15 protein-coding genes and 2 pseudogenes are annotated in these 17,312 nt (G+C 62.7%); 10 read left to right on the top strand and 7 right to left on the bottom strand.

Annotation, left to right across the window (positions count from 1 at the left end):
* Positions 1-340 precede the first annotated feature (340 nt).
* Positions 341-1,282, top strand: a complete 942-nt coding sequence (locus SIN04_RS10480; RefSeq protein WP_134488950.1) for an IS630 family transposase — start codon at positions 341-343, stop codon at positions 1,280-1,282.
* 32 nt (positions 1,283-1,314) lie between these two features.
* On the opposite strand, the pseudogene SIN04_RS10475 reads toward SIN04_RS10480, so the two are convergent.
* Positions 1,315-2,081: pseudogene (locus SIN04_RS10475) on the bottom strand (IS5 family transposase).
* A 32-nt stretch (positions 2,082-2,113) separates the two neighbouring features.
* Here SIN04_RS10475 and SIN04_RS10470 point away from each other — a divergent pair.
* Positions 2,114-2,638, top strand: coding sequence for a transposase (locus tag SIN04_RS10470; protein WP_134488946.1), 525 nt, complete (start codon positions 2,114-2,116; stop codon positions 2,636-2,638).
* A 400-nt stretch (positions 2,639-3,038) separates the two neighbouring features.
* Here SIN04_RS10470 and SIN04_RS10465 read toward each other — a convergent pair whose 3' ends face one another.
* Positions 3,039-3,713 carry a response regulator gene (locus SIN04_RS10465; protein ID WP_134492433.1) on the bottom strand — a complete coding sequence of 225 codons (675 nt, stop codon included), beginning with the start codon at positions 3,711-3,713 and terminating at the stop codon, positions 3,039-3,041.
* A gap of 14 nt (positions 3,714-3,727) precedes the next feature.
* Entirely contained in the window at positions 3,728-5,140 is a 1,413-nt protein-coding gene (locus SIN04_RS10460) for a sensor histidine kinase (protein WP_341264430.1), read from the bottom strand.
* Between the two features lie 187 nt (positions 5,141-5,327).
* Here SIN04_RS10460 and SIN04_RS10455 point away from each other — a divergent pair, with 187 nt between their 5' ends.
* From SIN04_RS10455 to SIN04_RS20255, 5 genes and pseudogenes are all read left to right on the top strand, one after another.
* A complete protein-coding gene (locus SIN04_RS10455; RefSeq protein ID WP_166795905.1) occupies positions 5,328-5,840 on the top strand; it encodes a DUF2380 domain-containing protein in 513 nt (170 codons plus the stop codon).
* Between the two features lie 26 nt (positions 5,841-5,866).
* Positions 5,867-6,256 carry an SRPBCC family protein gene (locus SIN04_RS20260; protein WP_166795904.1) on the top strand — a complete coding sequence of 130 codons (390 nt, stop codon included), beginning with the start codon at positions 5,867-5,869 and terminating at the stop codon, positions 6,254-6,256.
* An 82-nt stretch (positions 6,257-6,338) separates the two neighbouring features.
* Positions 6,339-6,875, top strand: coding sequence for a DUF3280 domain-containing protein (locus SIN04_RS10450; RefSeq protein WP_166795903.1), 537 nt, complete (start codon positions 6,339-6,341; stop codon positions 6,873-6,875).
* Positions 6,876-7,015: 140 nt separating this feature from the next.
* Positions 7,016-7,585, top strand: a complete 570-nt coding sequence (locus tag SIN04_RS10445) for a hypothetical protein (RefSeq protein WP_341264429.1) — start codon at positions 7,016-7,018, stop codon at positions 7,583-7,585.
* Positions 7,586-7,639: 54 nt separating this feature from the next.
* Positions 7,640-7,881, top strand: a pseudogene (locus SIN04_RS20255) (Tn3 family transposase).
* A gap of 105 nt (positions 7,882-7,986) precedes the next feature.
* On the opposite strand, the gene SIN04_RS10440 reads toward SIN04_RS20255, so the two are convergent.
* Positions 7,987-9,078: an IS5 family transposase gene (locus tag SIN04_RS10440; RefSeq protein WP_341264428.1), complete on the bottom strand. Its 1,092-nt coding sequence runs from the start codon at positions 9,076-9,078 to the stop codon at positions 7,987-7,989.
* A gap of 70 nt (positions 9,079-9,148) precedes the next feature.
* A complete protein-coding gene (locus SIN04_RS10435; RefSeq protein ID WP_244605768.1) occupies positions 9,149-9,442 on the bottom strand; it encodes a hypothetical protein in 294 nt (97 codons plus the stop codon).
* 722 nt (positions 9,443-10,164) lie between these two features.
* Between SIN04_RS10435 and SIN04_RS10430 the strand changes: the two genes are divergently transcribed.
* The 3 genes from SIN04_RS10430 (at position 10,165) to SIN04_RS10420 (ending at position 13,675) form a co-directional block, all read left to right on the top strand.
* Positions 10,165-10,413: a hypothetical protein gene (locus SIN04_RS10430; protein ID WP_134488931.1), complete on the top strand. Its 249-nt coding sequence runs from the start codon at positions 10,165-10,167 to the stop codon at positions 10,411-10,413.
* Positions 10,414-10,425: 12 nt separating this feature from the next.
* Positions 10,426-12,816 (top strand): heavy metal translocating P-type ATPase, encoded by a 2,391-nt coding sequence (locus SIN04_RS10425; RefSeq protein WP_134488929.1) that lies wholly within the window; start codon positions 10,426-10,428, stop codon positions 12,814-12,816.
* Between the two features lie 274 nt (positions 12,817-13,090).
* The gene (locus SIN04_RS10420; RefSeq protein ID WP_244605767.1) at positions 13,091-13,675 is read left to right on the top strand and encodes a Spy/CpxP family protein refolding chaperone; all 585 of its coding nucleotides are present in this window, start codon (positions 13,091-13,093) and stop codon (positions 13,673-13,675) included.
* Between the two features lie 114 nt (positions 13,676-13,789).
* Here the strand turns inward: SIN04_RS10420 and SIN04_RS10415 are convergent, their stop codons facing one another.
* Together SIN04_RS10415 and SIN04_RS10410 are read right to left on the bottom strand one after the other, a co-directional pair.
* On the bottom strand, positions 13,790-14,155 hold the full coding sequence (locus tag SIN04_RS10415; protein WP_134488927.1) for a hypothetical protein: 366 nt from the start codon (positions 14,153-14,155) through the stop codon (positions 13,790-13,792).
* A gap of 19 nt (positions 14,156-14,174) precedes the next feature.
* Entirely contained in the window at positions 14,175-17,312 is a 3,138-nt protein-coding gene (locus tag SIN04_RS10410) for an efflux RND transporter permease subunit (RefSeq protein WP_341264427.1), read from the bottom strand.

The following is a 17,312-nucleotide window of genomic DNA, read 5'->3' as shown; positions in this document are numbered from 1 at the left end:
CGCGCAACTCCATGATGCGGAAGACACAATCAACTCCAGCATACCACGAAGCCTTCCTCTTGCGCCGCTGGGCTGAGGGAATGACGAACGGGCGACGCTTGTTTGCCGAAATGCTGCAGCGCGGCTACGCGGGCTCTTACAGCCGTGTAGGGAGACTCCTTGCGCCGGGGAGGGCAGTCGCCATTCCGCCAAAGCTTAGGAAGTCTGGACCGCCGTTGTGTCTCCATGCCGCAAAAATTCCAGTTCCTGTTTTAGAGCGGGGCGCTTTTTGACGGAATCCAGATTCCCGAATCAGTGGTGATCTGATTCATGGTTCATGCTGGGGAGGAGGCCAGCATGAATGACGGCTCCGTATTCGGTTGATCTTCGTGAACGGGCGCTGGCGCGGAAGGCCTCGGGCGAGACAAACCGGGAAATCGCCGCTGCGCTACGGATCAGTCCCTCTTGCGTCTCGAAGAGGACGACGCGCCAGCGCAAGACCGGCTCGCTGGCCCCCGCTCGGATCGGCGGCTACAAACCTCGGGCGCTGTCGGGTGATTGCGCCGCGTGGTTGCGTTCGCGCATCGCCTCTGGGCCGTTCACGCTGCGAGGACTGGCGGCGGAATTGGCCGAGCGCGGGATCAAGACCCATCCAAAGGCGGTGTGGGTATTCGTCCACGCCGAGGGCCTGAGCTTCAAAAAAAACCTGCTGCCCGAGGAACAGATGCGCCCTGACGTGGCGCGAAAGCGCGCCCGTTGGAAGGCATATCAGAGCCGGATCGCGCCTTCGCGCCTTGTGTTCATCGACGAGACCTGGGTGAAGACCAACATGGCGCCTCTACGCGGTTGGGGACCACGGAGCCAGCGGCTGAAGGCCTATGCGCCGCACAGCCACTGGAAGACCCTGACCTTCATCGCCGCCTTGCGTCATGACCGCATCGACGCGCCCTTTGTGATTGACGGCCCCATCAACGGCGAGATGTTCCTGCTCTATGTTGAGAAGGTCCTGGCCCCCACGCTCTCTGCGGGCGACGTCGTCGTGTTGGATAATCTCGGTAGCCACAAAGGAAAAGCCGCCCGCGCCGCCGTCAGAGCCAGGGGAGCCCATCTCATCTTCCTACCGCCCTACAGCCCCGACCTGAACCCCATCGAACAGGTGTTCGCCAAGCTCAAACACCTGATACGCAAGGCCCAGCCCCGTGACGTCGAAGCCACTTGGAGAAAAGCCGGTCAACTCCTCGACCTCTTCGCTCCAAAAGAGTGCGCCAACTACCTCACGAACTCAGGATACGGTTCCGTCTAAAAGAGTCGCGCTCTCTAGGTCGTAGTGACGATTTACCTTAGCACTATGGCGATAGCGGCGAGGAGAACGAAGCCTCGGTAGTTGGCGATGAGCTTGTCGTATCTTGTCGCGACCCGTCGAAACTGCTTCAACTTGTTGAAGAAACGCTCGACGAGATTGCGCTCCTTGTAGAGCGCCTTGTCGTAGTGGAGCGGCGCGCGGCGATTGGATTTCGATGGGATGACGGGTTTGGCCCCGCATTCGAGGACAGCCTGGCGCAAGTGATTGGCGTCATAACCCTTGTCGGCGATGACGGCTTCGGCCTCGAAGCCTTCGATCAGGGCGTGCGCCTTGGTGATGTCGTTGCGCTGGCCTGGCCCGAACAGCAGGCGGACGGGATTGCCGAGCGCGTCGGTCGCGGCGTGGATCTTGGTGCTCAGGCCACCGCGAGATCGCCCCAAACCTTGGGCATCCGCCCCCCTTTGGCGATTCTTGCGCCGGCAGCGTGCTGGTGAGCCCGCACGATGGTTGAATCGATCATCAGCCATTCGAGGTCGGCTTCGGTGGTGAGCGCTTTCAGAAACCCATCCAACGCGCCTCGCTCGATCCAGCGGTAATAGCGTCGTTTCACCGCTTGATGGTCGCCGAAGCGCTCGGGCAGGTCGCGCCAGCGCCCGCCCGAGCGGGCCATCCATAACAGCGCATCGACGAAGCGCCGGTTATCACAGCGCGGCCCGCGCTGACCGGCCCTGCCGCCCGGCACGAGGTCGCAAAGCCGCTCCCATTGATCGTCGCGTAGCGCATCGACATCCCGAATCATCAGAGCTGATCTCCAAAAATCAGCCTTGAATCATGGAAAACGACCGCCGAGAATCCCTCCAGCGAGGAATTCGTCACTACGATCTAGGTCTGCCTCCGGCCTCGGCGCCATCGCCGACGCTGGACCCGACGACCGGTCGCAAAATTTCGTCCCTGACGGCGGCGGCGCTTTGCGTGAAGCCGCGCGGGCAGATGACGCCCCAGCAAATCGCCAGCATCAACGCGCTGAAGATCGAATCCGCCGAGTTCACCATCATGCGCCAGCTGGCAATGCGATTCCGTGGTTTGTTAATGGGCGGCTCGATTGAAAAGCTCGGCGTTTGGCTGCAGGATGCGCGCCTATCAGGTGTCTACGCCATGCAGCGCTTCGCGCGAACTGCGCGTCAGGATATCGATGCCCTCCGAAACGCGGTGCTGGAGCCCTGGAGCAATGGGCAGACGGAGGACCAGATCAATCGGTTGAAAGCGATCAAGCGGGCCATGTATGGCCGCGCCGGCGTCGAACTGCTACGCGCTCGGATGATTCCGCTTTATCAAGATGATTTGCACCAAGAGTGAAACAGAGCCGATTTAAGTACAATCCGACACCATCGTGAAAGCCGCCTAACGGTGATCTAAAGAGATCGACCGTGTGAAGCGACAAACAAAATCTACCGAGGCCCGATCAGTCTCGGCGGATCCGGGTGGACGAATCGAGGGTCTGTGTGGCTTGAAGAGGGTCTGTGTGGCTTGAAAAGCCGAAGTGAAGAATGGTCTCGTCCTCCTGAGCCTCACCCATAGCAAGCGGGATCATGGTGCAGTCGTTTCGCACGACGACCGAATGTGAGTTTGAGCTGGTGCGGAAACGACCAGATCGTGCAATTAGGCTCGGACCTCGGATACCGAAACAGCTAACGGAGATTGCTCATGCCTGATTGAAATGCAGCCATTGACTCCATCATCCCCACGTGAGCAGACCCTAATTAACGTCATCGCGACACGAGGGGCCGCCCGCATCCGGCTCCACGCGTCCGCTCTCGCCCAAAATTCCCTGCCGCAGCGCCGCGAGAACGAGTTCAATGTCGGAGGAAACGCCAAGCTTGCCCTTGATGAGGTAGCGCGTATTCGCCACCGTCTTCGGGCTGACGTGAAGAATTCCGGCGATGTCCTCGGTCGAGTTTTCCGCAAGCAACATGCGTAAAATCTCGAACTCGCGCGGCGTCAGCACATCGGTGGCGACCGGCGCATCTGCGACGCGGCTCAGCGCGAGCTCATGGTCTATGTCGGCGCTGAGCGCAATTCTGCCTTGCAGCACATCGAAGGCGGCGCGCACCAGCGCTTCGGGCGGACTGCTTTTGGTGACATAGCCCTTCGCCCCGGCGCGGATCGCCTGCACGGCGTAAGCGGCGTTCTGATGCATGGTGAAGACCAGAATGCGGGCATTGGGATCCCATTGCCGGATGCGCCTGATAGCTTCGACGCCGCCGAAGCCCGGCATGGTTAGATCCATGATGACGAGATCCGGCTTCGCTTGCTTGAACAGACGATAGGCCTCGGCGCCATCGCTCGCTTCGGCGACGATCTTGAGGCGCGGCTGTTGCTGCAACAGCGCGCGATAGCCTTCGCGCACTATCGCATGATCGTCGACGAGCATTATCGCAACGTCCGTCACGCCGCGTCCCTCGTCTCGTCCGGGGGCGTTTCCGCTGGCGGGACGGGAATTCGCGCGCGAAGGCGAAGCCCGCTCGGGCGCGAGGTCTCGATGCTCAATGCGCCGCCGAGCGCGGCGATGCGCTCGCGCATGCCAAGCAGCCCCATGCCGGATTTGACCGAGACGTCGGCCCCGGCCTTGCCGTCGTCATCGACTGTAAGCTCGATGCGCGCGCGCTGATCCGCTTCGGCGGGCTCCCGCATGTCAAGCCTCAGCGTCACCTGCGAAGCCTCTGCATGTTTCGCGGCATTGGTGATCGCTTCCTGCGCGATCCTGTAAAGGCTCGCCGCGAAATCGCGCGGCAGCGCGTCGAATTCGCCGCCAAGCTCGATTGAAAAACGCGTGCCGCCAGCGCAGCGGCCGTTCCATCCAGAAACCAAGCCTTCAAGGCTCGCGGCGAGGCCAAGCTCATCGACATCGGGCGGACGCAGGCGCAAAAGCGCGCCGCGCAGCACCTCCATCATATGCGCGGCCGTGCGGGCGATGCTCTGGCACGCGGGCGCCAGCGCCGGATACTCCCGCCGCGCGGTCTGGTCGGCGGAGGCCGCGACCGCACCGATGGCGGCGAGGCACTGCCCGAATTCATCGTGCAGCTCGCGCGCAAGATGGCGCCGCTCCTCGTCCTGGACCGCGATCAGCCGCTGCGTCAGCGCGTTGCGCTCGGCGAGCGTCGTCTCAAGGCTGCCGGCGAGATGATTGAAGACGTTGCCGACCGCCGAAAGCTCGGCGAGGTCGAAGGGCGGCAGACGCGCCGAGAGATCGCCGGCGGCGAGGCGCTGAAGCCCGGCGCGGATCGCCCGGGTCGGCCGCAAGGCGTCGGCGAGCGCAGCGTAGACAAGGACGCACAACGCAAGCAACGCGACGGCGAGGACCCCGACGAGGCGGCTCGTCTCATGCCAGCTCTGTCCGATGAGGCTCTGGCGATCAATGGACGCCACAGCCTCCCCCTGCGCCTCGCCGTGGTAGATGACGGGACGCGCCGACTCCCGGTCCGCGCCAAACAGGCGCTGGTAGAGGTCGGCGAAAAGCTGTGGGGCGCCGGCGTCGCCGGGCGCGACGCCGCTGCACAGGCGCTGAATCATCTCGCCATCCCGCGCGCGATAGGCGACGCAGACGCCGGGCGCCATCAGCGCCGGCGCAATTCTCTGCAAATCGGGGAACTGGCTGGGCGCGCCCTTGATCCAGTGGAGCTGGCCCTGTTGCAGCGCGAGGTCTTTGGCGAGGACCTCGGCGATCCAGTTCGCCCGCGCCTGCGCGGCGCGGTCCGTCTCGAACAGAACGTAAGCCGCGGCGGCGGCGAAACAGAACGCCGCCAGAGCGGCGACGCGCAGGGCGAGCCGAAGCTTGAGGTCGATCCTTGACGCTCGCATTGGCGAATTCTTTCGCGAGGTTGGCGGCCGCAGCCGCAAAGCCGCGCTTAGTCTAGAGGCGGAACCCGCCCCATGGAAGGCGCGCGCGGACGATCGGGCAAATTGCCCGGCCATAGCCGGGACGCGCGCGCTTTCCGGCCGCCCGCCGTCCGCGCAAGGTGACGGCGAAACAACGGGGATTTGCGACATGCGTCATTTACTTCTTCCGATACTGGCTGCCGGCCTGTGGCTGGCGCCGTCCTGCGGCAAGGCCGAGGATGCCGGCGCGAAGGTGCAGGGCGGCGCGATCGCGGTGATCGACTTCGACTATCTCGACACGTCGGGCGAGGTGCGCGATCAGCGCAAAGAGCATGAGGCGCGGCTCACCGCCTTCGCGGGCGCCCTCAGGAGCGATCTCGCCAAAGGCTCGCAGTTCCAGGTCGTGACGCCGGTGTGCAGCCCCGAGCCATGCTCTCTCACGGGCACGACTGTTCCCAATCTCCTCGCCGCCGCGCGCGAAGCTGGCGCGGACGTCGTCATTATTGGCGGGATCCACAAGATGAGCACGCTGGTGCAATGGGCGAAGATCGAGGCGATCGACGCCAAGACGGGGCGCGTCCTGTTCGACAAGCTGTTCACCTTTCGCGGCGACACGGACGACGCCTGGCGCCGGGCCGAAGCCTTCATCTTCGACGAGGTCACCGCGCTGCCGCCCTCGTAGCGGACGCCAACTTTGGAGAGTCGCCCATGCTTGAGACAATAAACTCTACCAAAACGATCGGCGTGCTGAGCGACGCGGTCTGGACCGCCGTCGCCGGGATCGGCGGTATCGACCGCTGGCTCCCGCTCATCGAGAGCTGCCGCGCCGAAGGCCGAGGCGAAGGCGCCCTGCGGTTCCTACGCATCGCCAGCGGTGGTGAGGTCGAGGACCGTGTCGATGAGATCGATCATCAGCCCCGGCGCTTCCGCTACACGCGACGCGCTCGCCCTTTCCCGTCAAAAACTATGTTGGAACAGTCGAAGTCCGCCCCGCGCCGAAGGATCGATCCGAAGTCTCATGGACCGTCGATATCGACGTCGCGCCGGAAGCGAAGGACGAGATGGTCGCCCTTCTTTAGGGCGCCCTGTCGGACTTGATCAGCGGCATCGAACGCGAGGTCCAGCAAGAAGCCGCGTCCCGCTGAGGTCGCTTTCATCGAATGGCCAAGGAGCCGTGCCAGTGAGGAACCCATTTTTCCTGTGTCGCCGGTTGCTCGCCGCCTGCGTCATCGCCTTGTTCGCGGCGCTCCCCGCAAGATTTCGCGCCAGCGCCGAGCCGTCGCCGATCAAGCTTGCGGTGTTTGATTTCGAACTCGACGATTTCAGCGGCGGCGCGGGAATTGCGGGCGATCACGCCGCCGACCTTGCGCACCTCGATCAAGCGACGAGCGAGGCGCGCCGGCTCATCGCGGGGTCCGGGCGCTACAGCCTCGTCGACGTCTCGGGCGGCGAGGGCGAGGCCGTGAAAGGGCGCTCGCTGCATCAATGCCACGGCTGCGAAGCCGCCATCGCGCTAGAGCTCGGCGCCGATCAATCCTTTGTCGGCGTCGTGACACGGATCAGCCGGACGGATTACGCGGTGCGGTTCCAGATTCGCGACGCGCGCACCGGCGCCCTCGTCCACGCGCGGCAAAGCGACCTTCGCCTCGGCGCGGACTATTCCTGGAATCGCGGTGCGGCCGCGCTGATCAACGATCACCTGCTCAACAACCCTTGAGGCCGCCGTCGGCGGTGCCTGTTCCCAAAAGCCTGGCGGTGCCTTCGCGAGCCTGCCGCCGATCCGCAATCTCGAGGGCGCAATTGTGCCACACGATATCGAATTAAAGAACTGTTGGATCGACGGAAAAATCGCCCTAATTGCCGCCAGCACTCGGAGAATCGACCTCAACGGCAGTAGAATTGCCGAACTTTCGGTCGATGGTGTCGTTCCTGCTAAGAGGCTGGCAACGTATCGTTGTGAAAGATGGTGGCGTTAAGCGCCGGCTTTACGAAATCGCGACCCTCGCCGTTTTGTGCCGCCGGCTGGCTTTCGGCGACATTTGGATCGAAGGAACCAGGAACTATCAACAATTCGACCGCTATCTTCTGGCGAAAGCTGACGTTGCCGAAAACGCAAAGGCGCTGGCCGTGCCGGTGGAATGCGAAGACTATCTGCGGGAGCGCAGCCGTCTGCTGGACTGGCGGCTCCATCGTTTCGCCAACGCATTGCGCCATGACCGCCTCAAAGGCATCGTACTTAGAAATAGAGTTCTTCACGTCTCGCCGACTCTGGTGATCACGCCCCCGGAAGCCGAGCGTCTGGACAGAGCCCTTGACCGGCTGATGCCGCGAGTTCGCATTACCGAGCTTCTGCACGAAGTCGACCGCTGCACCGGCTTTGCGCAGACTTTTGCCGATCTTCGTTCCGGTAAGCCGGTCGACAACTAGAACGCGCTGCTCGCGGCCATCCTCGCAGACGGCACCAATCTCGGTCTGGAGCGAATGGCCAATGCATCGCAGGGCGTGACCAAGGCGCAACTCGCCTGGATTCACACCTGGTATCTGCGCGAGGAAACCTATAGAGGGCGCTCGGAACAATTATCAACGCGCACCATGCCGAGCCCATGGCGGCGATCTGGGGCTCTGGCGAGACATCATCGTCGGATGGTCAATTCTTCCGGGCCGGATGGCGAGGCCATGGTTCCGGCGAGATCAACGCCAAATGTCGTGGTCACGGCTTTTAGCAGGCTGCTGAAAAACGCCTTGCCTTTGCGATTTTCGGGGTTGGGGCGTGATTTTCGCGGGCGCCCCGCGCCGCGCGGCGGGGCCCGGCTGGGCTTGGCGCCCCATCACGCGGTTTCCCCCATCAACTTCGGCAATCGGATGAGATTATAGGCGGCGGCTGCGAAGGCGAAGGACCAGGCGACCCGCTCGACGCCCCGGAACCTGGTCTTGCGCTGACCAGCGACCGTCTTCATCCAGCCGAACGCTTCTTCAATACGTTTTCTGATGCGCTGGCTGACCGCATAGCCGGGATGGCGCGTCGTGCGCCGGTCGATGGCCGAGCGGCGTCCATTGTTGTTTTGCGCCACATGCGGCCGCACGTTCATCGAGCGCAGCTCATTGACGAAAACGCGGGCGTCATAGCCCTTGTCGGCGCCAAGCGTCACGCCGGACGGGCGATTGGCGAGCGGCTCGATCATAACGAGCGCGGCGGTTCGTTCGGCTTGGCCGTCGGCTGGGGTCAGGCAGGCGTTGACGATGAGGCCGGAGCGATTCTCCATCAAGGCGTGGCCAAGAAAAGCGAGCCTGGCTTCCATGCCCGCGCCCTTGCGGTAGAGCTTGGCCTCGGGATCGGTGGTCGAGGCGTGCGACTCGTTCGAGCGCTTCTCGCCCTTGAAATCAACCTCGGTGTTGCGCCCGGAGCCGGGCGGCGGCTCATCGCCCGAGCCGTCCCTGGGCTTGAAGCTCTTCATCGACGCCCAGGCCTCGATCAGTGTGCCGTCAACGGAGAAATGCTCGTTTGACAGAAGCCTCTTCACGCGGGGCCGAGCCAGAACCGCCGCCAGAAATTGTGCCGCGATGGCGCCTTCAAGCAGGCGGTCGCGGTTCTTCGAGAACACGGTAGCGTCCCATACCGCATCGTCGACCGAAAGGCCGACGAACCAGCGAAACAGAAGATCGGTGTCGAGCCGCTCCATCAACTGCCGCCCGGAGCGCACCGAATAGAAGGCTTGCAGCAGCATGGCGCGCAACAGCCGCTCCGGCGCGATCGACGGCCGGCCGGTCTTCGAATAAAGCGCCGCGAAATCCGGCGCCAAGGCCGACAGCGCATCGTTCACAATTGCCCGGATCGCGCGCAGCGGATGATCGCGCCGCACCCTCGTCTCCAGATCGACATAGCTGAAAAGCCGCCCCGCCTGTTCGTCCGACCCGCGCATTCGTTCGCTCCCTTCGCAACACGAGGGAATCATGAACGCGGCTTAAGCGAAAGGGTTTTTCAGCAGCCTGTTAGAGGCACACCAGCTTCATGAGCGGTGCTGCGGGAAATCGACGCCGCCCAGTCCCGCGCCGAACAGCGCCGACCAGCTGCCGGCGCGCTCCCAGCCGCGGATCACCAGTGACTTCTTGTCCGGCGAACCCTCGGGCGTGAGGCCCGGGCGTGAGGCCCGGGCCGGGCCAGGCTTCGTCCGGCCTTTCGGCGTGGCGGATGATGAGAAGGGTGAGCTTGGCGTTCTGCCCAATCGCGGGCACCACGATCGCTGCGCCTGCAAGGAAGAGAAACTGGCGACGGACAAGCTTCATGGCTTCACTTCCTCAAAGATCGTTGTATGGGCGCCTGTTGTCGGATTGCTTCTTGTCGGGCGCGAAGCAATCGAGCGCCGCGGCGGGAACGACACGCTGTTTGCGGAAAGGATGGCGTGCTTCACGGCCTTTGCGTCGTCGCCCTGCGTTGCATTCTGAGTGGGGACGACGCGCTGTCATGGCCTGGATCTGATCCCAATGCGGCTGTCGCGCTGTACGTAATGGTGAGACTGACCCGGTTGGTGAAAAATGCTGCAGTAAATTGTGAGAGTCAACAACCATCCAGTCTCAGATATGCTGCAAATGTGAGATTGGAATAGACATTGTCAAGACTACGTCGACAAAGCGTGCTTCGAGGTTAAACGGCTTCGCGACGATGGCCACTATCGTATTTCTGAAGCCGTGGTGAACGCGAATGTTTCACCAACGTCAATGACATAAATCTCATATAAACTGCATAAATCCGTTCCCTGTCTCACGATAATCTGTACAGTCGAAAATTATATGCAATCGTAAGCCATTGAAATCGTGATCAATGGCCGGCTCGCGATTAACTGCAGCGTGACACGGCCTCAGACGCCCGCGGCTTGGCTTCTTGCGAATGGCGCCGCGGGGCAACGTTCAAAGGAGTCCGGCGGGCGTTAGAGCGACAGCTGGGATGGTGGCCGGACCAGATGAGGAAAAATGTAGGGGCGAACGAACCTTTTCATGAATCGATCAGATTGTCTTTGGCTGCCGTCGGCGTCGGGCTTACAACCACGCTTGTCGTGATCTATGTCGCATGCGCGCTCGTGGCGTTGCTGCTGCCGGGCTTGCAAGCCTCTCACGCCTGGCTCGGACTCTTTACCGCAGCCCCACTGCTGTCGGCGGCCGGACTGGTCGAGGGCATCCTGAGCAACGTCGCTTTCGCTTGGCTCGCGGCAGCAGTGTTTGTTCCCGTCTTCAACGCCGTATCATGGCGCTGCGCCTAGAAGAGCCCAATTATGGAAAATGATCAGACGACGCCCGGTGGCAATCGCCCCCACGACGGACACAACCATCAGCATGGCGGAGGCCCGACCGGCACGGTCGGATCCCAAAAGGTCACGGACCCCGTGTGTGGAATGACGGTCGATCCTCAAACGGCGGAGTTCCGCACAGAGGAAGCTGGCAAGACTTACTTCTTCTGTTCCGCGAAGTGCCGCGAGAAATTTGTCGCCGAGCCTTCGCAATTCCTCAAGGGCGGAGCCGCCGCGCCGGCCGCCGATCAGCCGCCGGCCGGAACGATATACACCTGCCCGATGCATCCGCAGATCCGCCAAATTGGGCCGGGCAATTGCCCGATTTGCGGGATGACCCTCGAACCCCTCGTCGCGACGGGCGAGACCGGCCCGAGCGCCGAACTCACCGACATGACGCGCCGGTTCTGGATCGGCCTCGCCCTCGCCATCCCGGTGTTTATCCTCGAGATGGCTGGCCACCTCACCAATCTCCACATGGTGCTCGGCGCGCACGCTGCGAGCTGGATCCAGCTGGCGCTGGCGACGCCGGTGGTGCTATGGGCAGGCGCGCCCTTCTTTGCCCGCGCATGGCGATCGCTCGTCACGCGCCATCTCAATATGTTCACGCTGATTGCGATGGGGACGGGCGTCGCCTGGGCCTATAGCGTCGTCGCTACTATCGCGCCGGGGGTCTTCCCTAGCACGTTCCGCGCCGCGGACGGGACGGTCGCGATCTATTTCGAGGCGGCGGCGGTCATCACCGTGCTGGTGCTGCTCGGCCAGGTTCTTGAGCTCCGCGCCCGCGAACAGACCGGCGGCGCGATCCGCGCGCTGCTGGATCTCGCGCCGAAAATCGCGCGGCGCGTCCGCCCCAACGGGACCGACGAGGACGTCGCGGTCGAAGCAGTGGCAGTCGGCGACCGGCTGCGAGTTCGGCCCGGCGAAAAAGTTCCCGTCGATGGCGAACTGATCGAGGGCCGTAGTTCGCTCGACGAATCGATGATCACGGGCGAGTCGATGCCGGTGACCAAGAGCGCGGGCGCAAAGCTCATCGGTGGCACGCTCAACCAAAGCGGCGGATTCGTCATGCGGGCCGGAAAGGTCGGAAGCGACACCATGCTGGCGCAGATCGTCCGCATGGTGGCCGAGGCGCAGCGCAGCCGTGCGCCGATCCAGCGCCTTGCCGATGAAGTTTCAGGCTGGTTCGTCCCTATAGTCATCCTCGTCGCCGTGCTCGCCTTCGGTGCCTGGGCGATCTGGGGTCCTGAACCGCGCTTCGCCCACGGTCTGATCGCGGCCGTCGCTGTGCTTATCATCGCCTGCCCCTGCGCGCTTGGCCTCGCGACTCCGATGTCGATCATGGTCGGGGTCGGCCGCGGCGCCGGCCTTGGCGTGCTGATCAAGAACGCCGAGGCTCTTGAGCGCTTTGAGAAGATCGACACGCTGGTCGTCGACAAGACCGGCACCCTGACCGAAGGCAAGCCGAAGGTGACGGCCCTGAAAGCGGTTGGCGGTCTCGATGAGGCTGAGCTGCTGCGCCTTGCGGCGACGCTGGAGCGCGCCAGTGAGCATCCTCTGGCGACCGCCATCGTCAACGCCGCAAAGGAGCGCAATCTGCTGCTCGGCGTCGCGACTGATTTCGACAGCCCGGTCGGCAAGGGCGTCACCGGCGTTGTCGACGGAAAGAAGCTCGTCATCGGCAGCCATCGCATCATGGCGGAAGCCGGCGTCGATTTCTCTGCTCTCACCAGCGAGGCGGAAGCTCTCCGCGGCGAAGGCGCGACCGTGATTTTCGTGGCGATTGACGGACGGGTTGGCGGCCTTCTCGCGATCGCCGATCCGGTCAAGGAGACGACGCCCGCCGCGCTCAAAGAGCTGCGGGACGCGGGCGTCCGGGTCGTCATGCTGACCGGCGACAACAAGACCACGGCCGACGCCGTGGCGCATAAGCTCGGCATCAGCGAGGTCGAGGCTGAAATCCTGCCGGAGGACAAAGGCAAGGTCGTCGCCAAATTGCGCAAGGAGGGTCGGATCGTCGCCATGGCGGGCGACGGCGTCAACGATGCGCCGGCGCTCGCCGCCGCCGATGTCGGCATCGCCATGGGCACCGGCACGGACGTCGCGATCGAGAGCGCCGGGGTCACCCTCCTGAAAGGAGATCTTCAGGGGATCGTGCGGGCCAGAAAGCTCAGTCATGCGACGATGAGCAACATCCGCCAGAACCTGTTCTTCGCCTTCATCTACAACGCGGCCGGTGTGCCGATCGCGGCGGGCGCACTATATCCCGCCTTCGGGCTATTGCTCTCCCCAATCATTGCGGCAGCGGCCATGGCGCTCTCCTCCCTCAGCGTCATCGCCAACGCGCTACGGCTGCGCCACACGCCGTTAAACTGAGGAGGCCGCGATGATGGGACTTGATGGAATGACGGGCGGCATGTCGGGGATGTGGCTGGTCGGCCTCCTGATCGTCATTCTGGTCCTCCTCGGCATCGCCGCGCTTATCAAATATCTGGGGCGCTAGACGATGAGTCAGCCGCTTAGCGCCCAAGCCCGAGGTCGATTCTGCCGACGAGCTTTCATTCATGTGAGCAAGCGTCAGCATGTGCAGACTCTGAGGGCGCATCCAAGCGCGCGTCCCATCTCAACGTCCACAAATTGCTCTCGGTCAATGCCGGCGAGGCGGATAAGGAGAATAATATTTCGAGTTGTGTTGTCGAGTGAGAACAGAAAGAGCACTGCAATGAACAAGTTCTTCGCAACGGCCGCTCTTGGTTTCGCATTGAGTGGAGCCGTCCTCTCACCGTCCATCGCCGAAGACGACGATCAGGCAGCGCCCACGATGGGGATGATGGGCGGCGGCTGCCCGACGATGGGCATGATGGGGCGCGGAATGATGGGCCAGGGCATGATGCGCGGCGGCCAGGCAAGGATGGGCGCCATGGTTTCGGGGCGGCTCGCCTATCTGAAGGATGAGCTTAAGATAACCGACGCCCAAACCGAAGCCTGGAACGGATATGCCGAGACCGTCAAGGGCCGGGTGAAGGTCATGCAGGACATGCGCGAAAGCATGATGGGAGCGATGCAAAAGGGCGGCGTCGTTGAGCGGATGGACGCCCGCATCGGCGGCATGGAGGCCATGCTCGAATCCCTGAAGGCGGTCAAACCGGCAACGGTCAAACTGTATGCAGTTTTGACTGACGAGCAGAAGAAAATCGCCGATCAGCTGATTGGCGTCGATTGCGGCGCAATGTGATCGCGCCGCCGGCCGTGCAAACGAGGGTATCGGGTTTCACCACATCTCGTCGTGGAACTCTGAACCGGCGAGGAAAGGCAAATTGCCTTTCGCTTCAGAATCCATACATGAATTTTAGTCGAACTTTCCCTGGACTGTGGCGCCGGACGGGGACGTGATCTGCACGGCCCCCTTTGGCTCGCCCTTGACCTCGGCAGGCGCCGTGCCAGTGAGCTTGTCGCTTCCAACCGGAGCCAGCGGAATGCGGGCGGCCTTGCCGCCAATGATGAGAATCGCAAGCCCCTTGTAGCCAGACGCATCGACTGGCTTGGCCAGTTCGTCGGCGAGATAAACGTCGATCGTGGCGTCCTTGACGAGCAATTCGACGTGCATCTTTCCTGCATCGACCTGATGGCCACCATGCGGACCCTTCTGGTCGTGCGCAAGCGCAAATCCGGCGGCCGCGAACAGCACCCCGGTCGAAATGAGCATCGCTTTCATGATCTTCTCCTTTGTTGGCTCAATAAGATTGCAAGGGCGTCGCCGCGGTGGAAGGCGATAGGCGCGCGGGGTCCAACGCATGTAGATTCTCCAATGGCTTGCGGCCAAATTGCATGAACAGGATGGGCGTTAAGAAGGCGTCGAGCAGCGTCGCGCTGACGAGTCCGCCAAAAATGGTGACGGCGACCGGATGCAGAATTTCCTTTCCCGGCGCATGGCCGTCGATCAAGAGCGGCACGAGCGCAACCCCGGCCGATAGCGCGGTCATGAGCACCGGCGTCATCCGTTCGAGGCTGCCCCGGATCACAAGTTCGCGCCCGAACGGCACGCCTTCGCGGAGCGACAGATTGATGGTGTGGCTGATCTTCAATATGCCATTGCGCGAGGCGATCCCGGTCAGCGTTATGAAGCCTATCATCGAAGCGACCGAGAGAGGTTGCCCAGCGATCCAAAGCGCCGCGACGCTGCCGATCAATGCGAGCGGCACGCTGCCCATGATCATCAGGGCGAACAAGGCTGAGCGATAGCGGCTGAAGAGGATCGCAAATACGAGCGCGAGCGAAATGAGGGAAAGGAGACCGATCATCCGGGTCGCCTCTTCCTGCGCCTGAAACGCCCCTTCGAGGCTCGTGAAGAATCCCCTCGGCAAATGCGCCGCCGCGATTTCGTTACGAATGTCCGCGACGATCCGCGCCATATCGGCCGACCCGTCGGCGTTGGCGAGCACGACGATGCGACGTTTGCCGTTCTCGCGCAGGATCTGGTTTAGCCCGTCGGTCTCCGTGACCTCGGCGACCTGGCGGATCGGGATCCAGCCCGACGGCGACTCGATGAGGAGGTCCGCCAGGCGGTCGGTCGTGCGACGGCTATCGTCGAGGCGCAAGATGACGTCAAAGCGCCTGTCGCCGTCCACGATACGCGACATCAGTTTGCCATTGGACAGCCGTTGAAGCTGATCGGTGATCGCAGCGGGCTGCAGTCCATAGAGCGCTGCTCCTTGGTAATCAACCGCAATCTCGATCTGCGGAACGCGGACCTGCTTCTCGACTTGAAGATCGACCAGACCTTGAATTTTTGCGAGCCTGCCGCGCAGGTCTTCCGCGACGCGCGGCAGGCCGTCGAGATCCTCGCCGAAGATCTTGAGCGCGATCTGCGCCCGCACGCCTGACAGCATGTGATCGAGCCGGTGCGAAATCGGCTGGCCTATATTGACGGACATTGGGAGGATGCGGAGGCGCGACCTGATGTCGGCGACGACTTCGTCGCGCGATCGCGCGGATTTGCCGAGATCGACCTCAATTTCGGATGAGTGAACCCCTTCCGCATGCTCGTCAAGCTCGGCGCGCCCCGTCCGCCGGCCGACGGATTTGACCTCCGGCGTCTCCATGAGAAGTTGTTCGGCGACGAGGCCGATACGGTTCGATTCAGCGAGGGATATGCCCGGCGTGAAGACCGTGTTGATCGTTAAAGTGCTTTCGTTGAAAGGCGGCAGGAAAGCGCGGGGCAGCATGACGGCGGCGCCGCCTGCACCCATTACGCCGATCAAAGCAGCCGCCATGACAAGGCGGGGATGATCAAGGGCGCGCTCGAGCGCCGCCCGGTTCGCCCGCTTGAACATGCGCATGAGCGCGCCTTCGTGCTCGTGCAGGCTGGCGATGGGCGGCAGCAGGTAATACGCCATAACCGGCGTCAACGAGATGGAGACGATGAGGCTCGCCAGGATCGAGATGATATAGGCTTGACCGAGTGGAGCGAAAAGTCGCCCTTCGATGCCGGAAAGCGCGAACAGCGGCATGAACACGAGAACGATGATCATCGTCGCATAAATGATGCCGGACCGAACCTCCTGACTCGCGGAGACAATGACATCGAAGACGGATCGAGCTTGCGCAGCGTGCCGGTTTTCTCGGAGCCGCCGGAAAATATTTTCGACATCGACCACGGCGTCGTCGACGAGTTCGCCTATGGCTATGGCGAGGCCCCCAAGCGTCATCGTATTGATCGATAATCCCATCAAGTGAAATATGATGGCGGCGCTGAGGATCGAGACCGGGATCGCTGTCAGCGAAATCGCGGTTGTGCGCCAGTTGAGGAGGAAAGCGAAAAGAACGATGGCGACGACGCCGATGGCCTCGATCAACACGCGCTCGACGTTCTGAATCGAGGTTTCGATGAAGTCGGCTTGCCGGAACAGTATGTTGTCGGCCCTGATGCCCGAAGGCAGGCTCGCCGAAATCGCTTTGAGCGCGGCCTCAATGTCGCGCGTGAGCCGAACAGTGTCGACGTCCGGCTGTTTTTCGATCGACACGACGACCGCAGGCTTACCCATGTAGCCGGCATCGCCGCGCTTCGTTTTGGCGCCGAAGCTGACTTCCGCGATCTGGCGCAGATAGATAGGGGCGCCGCTGGCGTTGGCGACGACGGTATTCGCCAGATCCTCCAATTTGAGCGTGCGGCCGATATTGCGCACCAGGAACTCGCGCGAAAATTGATCGGTAAAGCCACCGCCCGTGTTGACGCCGAACTGGGTCAACGCCTTCTCCAACTGGTCCGAGGTAACGCCGAGCGTGCGCATTGCCGCCGGGTTAGGCGACACCCGGTATTGACGAACCTCGCCGCCCATCGGGATCACCTGGGCGACGCCCGGAATGGCGAGGAGACGCGGACGGAGCAGAAAGTCGGCGGTCTCGCGCACGTCCATCGGCGATACGTCGGCCGGCGCTGTCAGGGCCAGCAGCATGATCTGTCCCATGATCGAGTTGATAGGCCCCATCTGTGGCGTGACATTCGCAGGCAATTGATCGCGCACGAGAGTCAGTCGCTCGGCGATCTGCTGGCGATTGCGATAAATGTCGGTCCCCCAGTCGAACTCGACGTAGACGATCGACAGGCCGACGCCTGAAACCGAGCGCACCCGCGAAACGCCGGGCAGCCCGTTCATTTGCGTCTCGATGATGAAAGTGACGAGCTGTTCGACCTCGGGCGGCGCAAGGCCCTCGGCCTCCGTCATGATCGTGACGGTCGGCTTGTTGAGATCAGGAAGGACATCGACCGGCAGGCGGCTCAGCGTAAGGCCGCCCCAGAGCACCAGGACCATCGCGATCGCGAGGACGAGCAGGCGATTGCGCAGCGACTGTGTGACGAGGAAGGTGAACAT

Source organism: Methylocella tundrae, assembly GCF_038024855.1.
Taxonomy (GTDB): Bacteria; Pseudomonadota; Alphaproteobacteria; order Rhizobiales; family Beijerinckiaceae; genus Methylocapsa; species Methylocapsa tundrae.
This window is presented reverse-complemented; position numbering and strand designations above follow the sequence as displayed.

Excerpts from the sequence above, each read along its gene's own strand:
- SIN04_RS10470 (WP_134488946.1), top strand. The coding sequence starts at position 2,114 with ATGGAAAACGACCGCCGAGAATCCCTCCAGCGAGGAATTCGTCACTAC.
- SIN04_RS10410 (WP_341264427.1), bottom strand. The coding sequence starts at position 17,312 with ATGTTCACCTTCCTCGTCACACAGTCGCTGCGCAATCGCCTGCTCGTC.
- SIN04_RS10415 (WP_134488927.1), bottom strand. The coding sequence starts at position 14,155 with ATGAAAGCGATGCTCATTTCGACCGGGGTGCTGTTCGCGGCCGCCGGA.
- SIN04_RS10460 (WP_341264430.1), bottom strand. The coding sequence starts at position 5,140 with ATGCGAGCGTCAAGGATCGACCTCAAGCTTCGGCTCGCCCTGCGCGTC.
- SIN04_RS10465 (WP_134492433.1), bottom strand. The coding sequence starts at position 3,713 with ATGCTCGTCGACGATCATGCGATAGTGCGCGAAGGCTATCGCGCGCTG.
- SIN04_RS10425 (WP_134488929.1), top strand. The coding sequence starts at position 10,426 with ATGGAAAATGATCAGACGACGCCCGGTGGCAATCGCCCCCACGACGGA.
- SIN04_RS10455 (WP_166795905.1), top strand. The coding sequence starts at position 5,328 with ATGCGTCATTTACTTCTTCCGATACTGGCTGCCGGCCTGTGGCTGGCG.
- SIN04_RS10435 (WP_244605768.1), bottom strand. The coding sequence starts at position 9,442 with ATGAAGCTTGTCCGTCGCCAGTTTCTCTTCCTTGCAGGCGCAGCGATC.
- SIN04_RS10420 (WP_244605767.1), top strand. The coding sequence starts at position 13,091 with ATGCCGGCGAGGCGGATAAGGAGAATAATATTTCGAGTTGTGTTGTCG.
- SIN04_RS20260 (WP_166795904.1), top strand. The coding sequence starts at position 5,867 with ATGCTTGAGACAATAAACTCTACCAAAACGATCGGCGTGCTGAGCGAC.
- SIN04_RS10440 (WP_341264428.1), bottom strand. The coding sequence starts at position 9,078 with ATGCGCGGGTCGGACGAACAGGCGGGGCGGCTTTTCAGCTATGTCGAT.
- SIN04_RS10480 (WP_134488950.1), top strand. The coding sequence starts at position 341 with ATGACGGCTCCGTATTCGGTTGATCTTCGTGAACGGGCGCTGGCGCGG.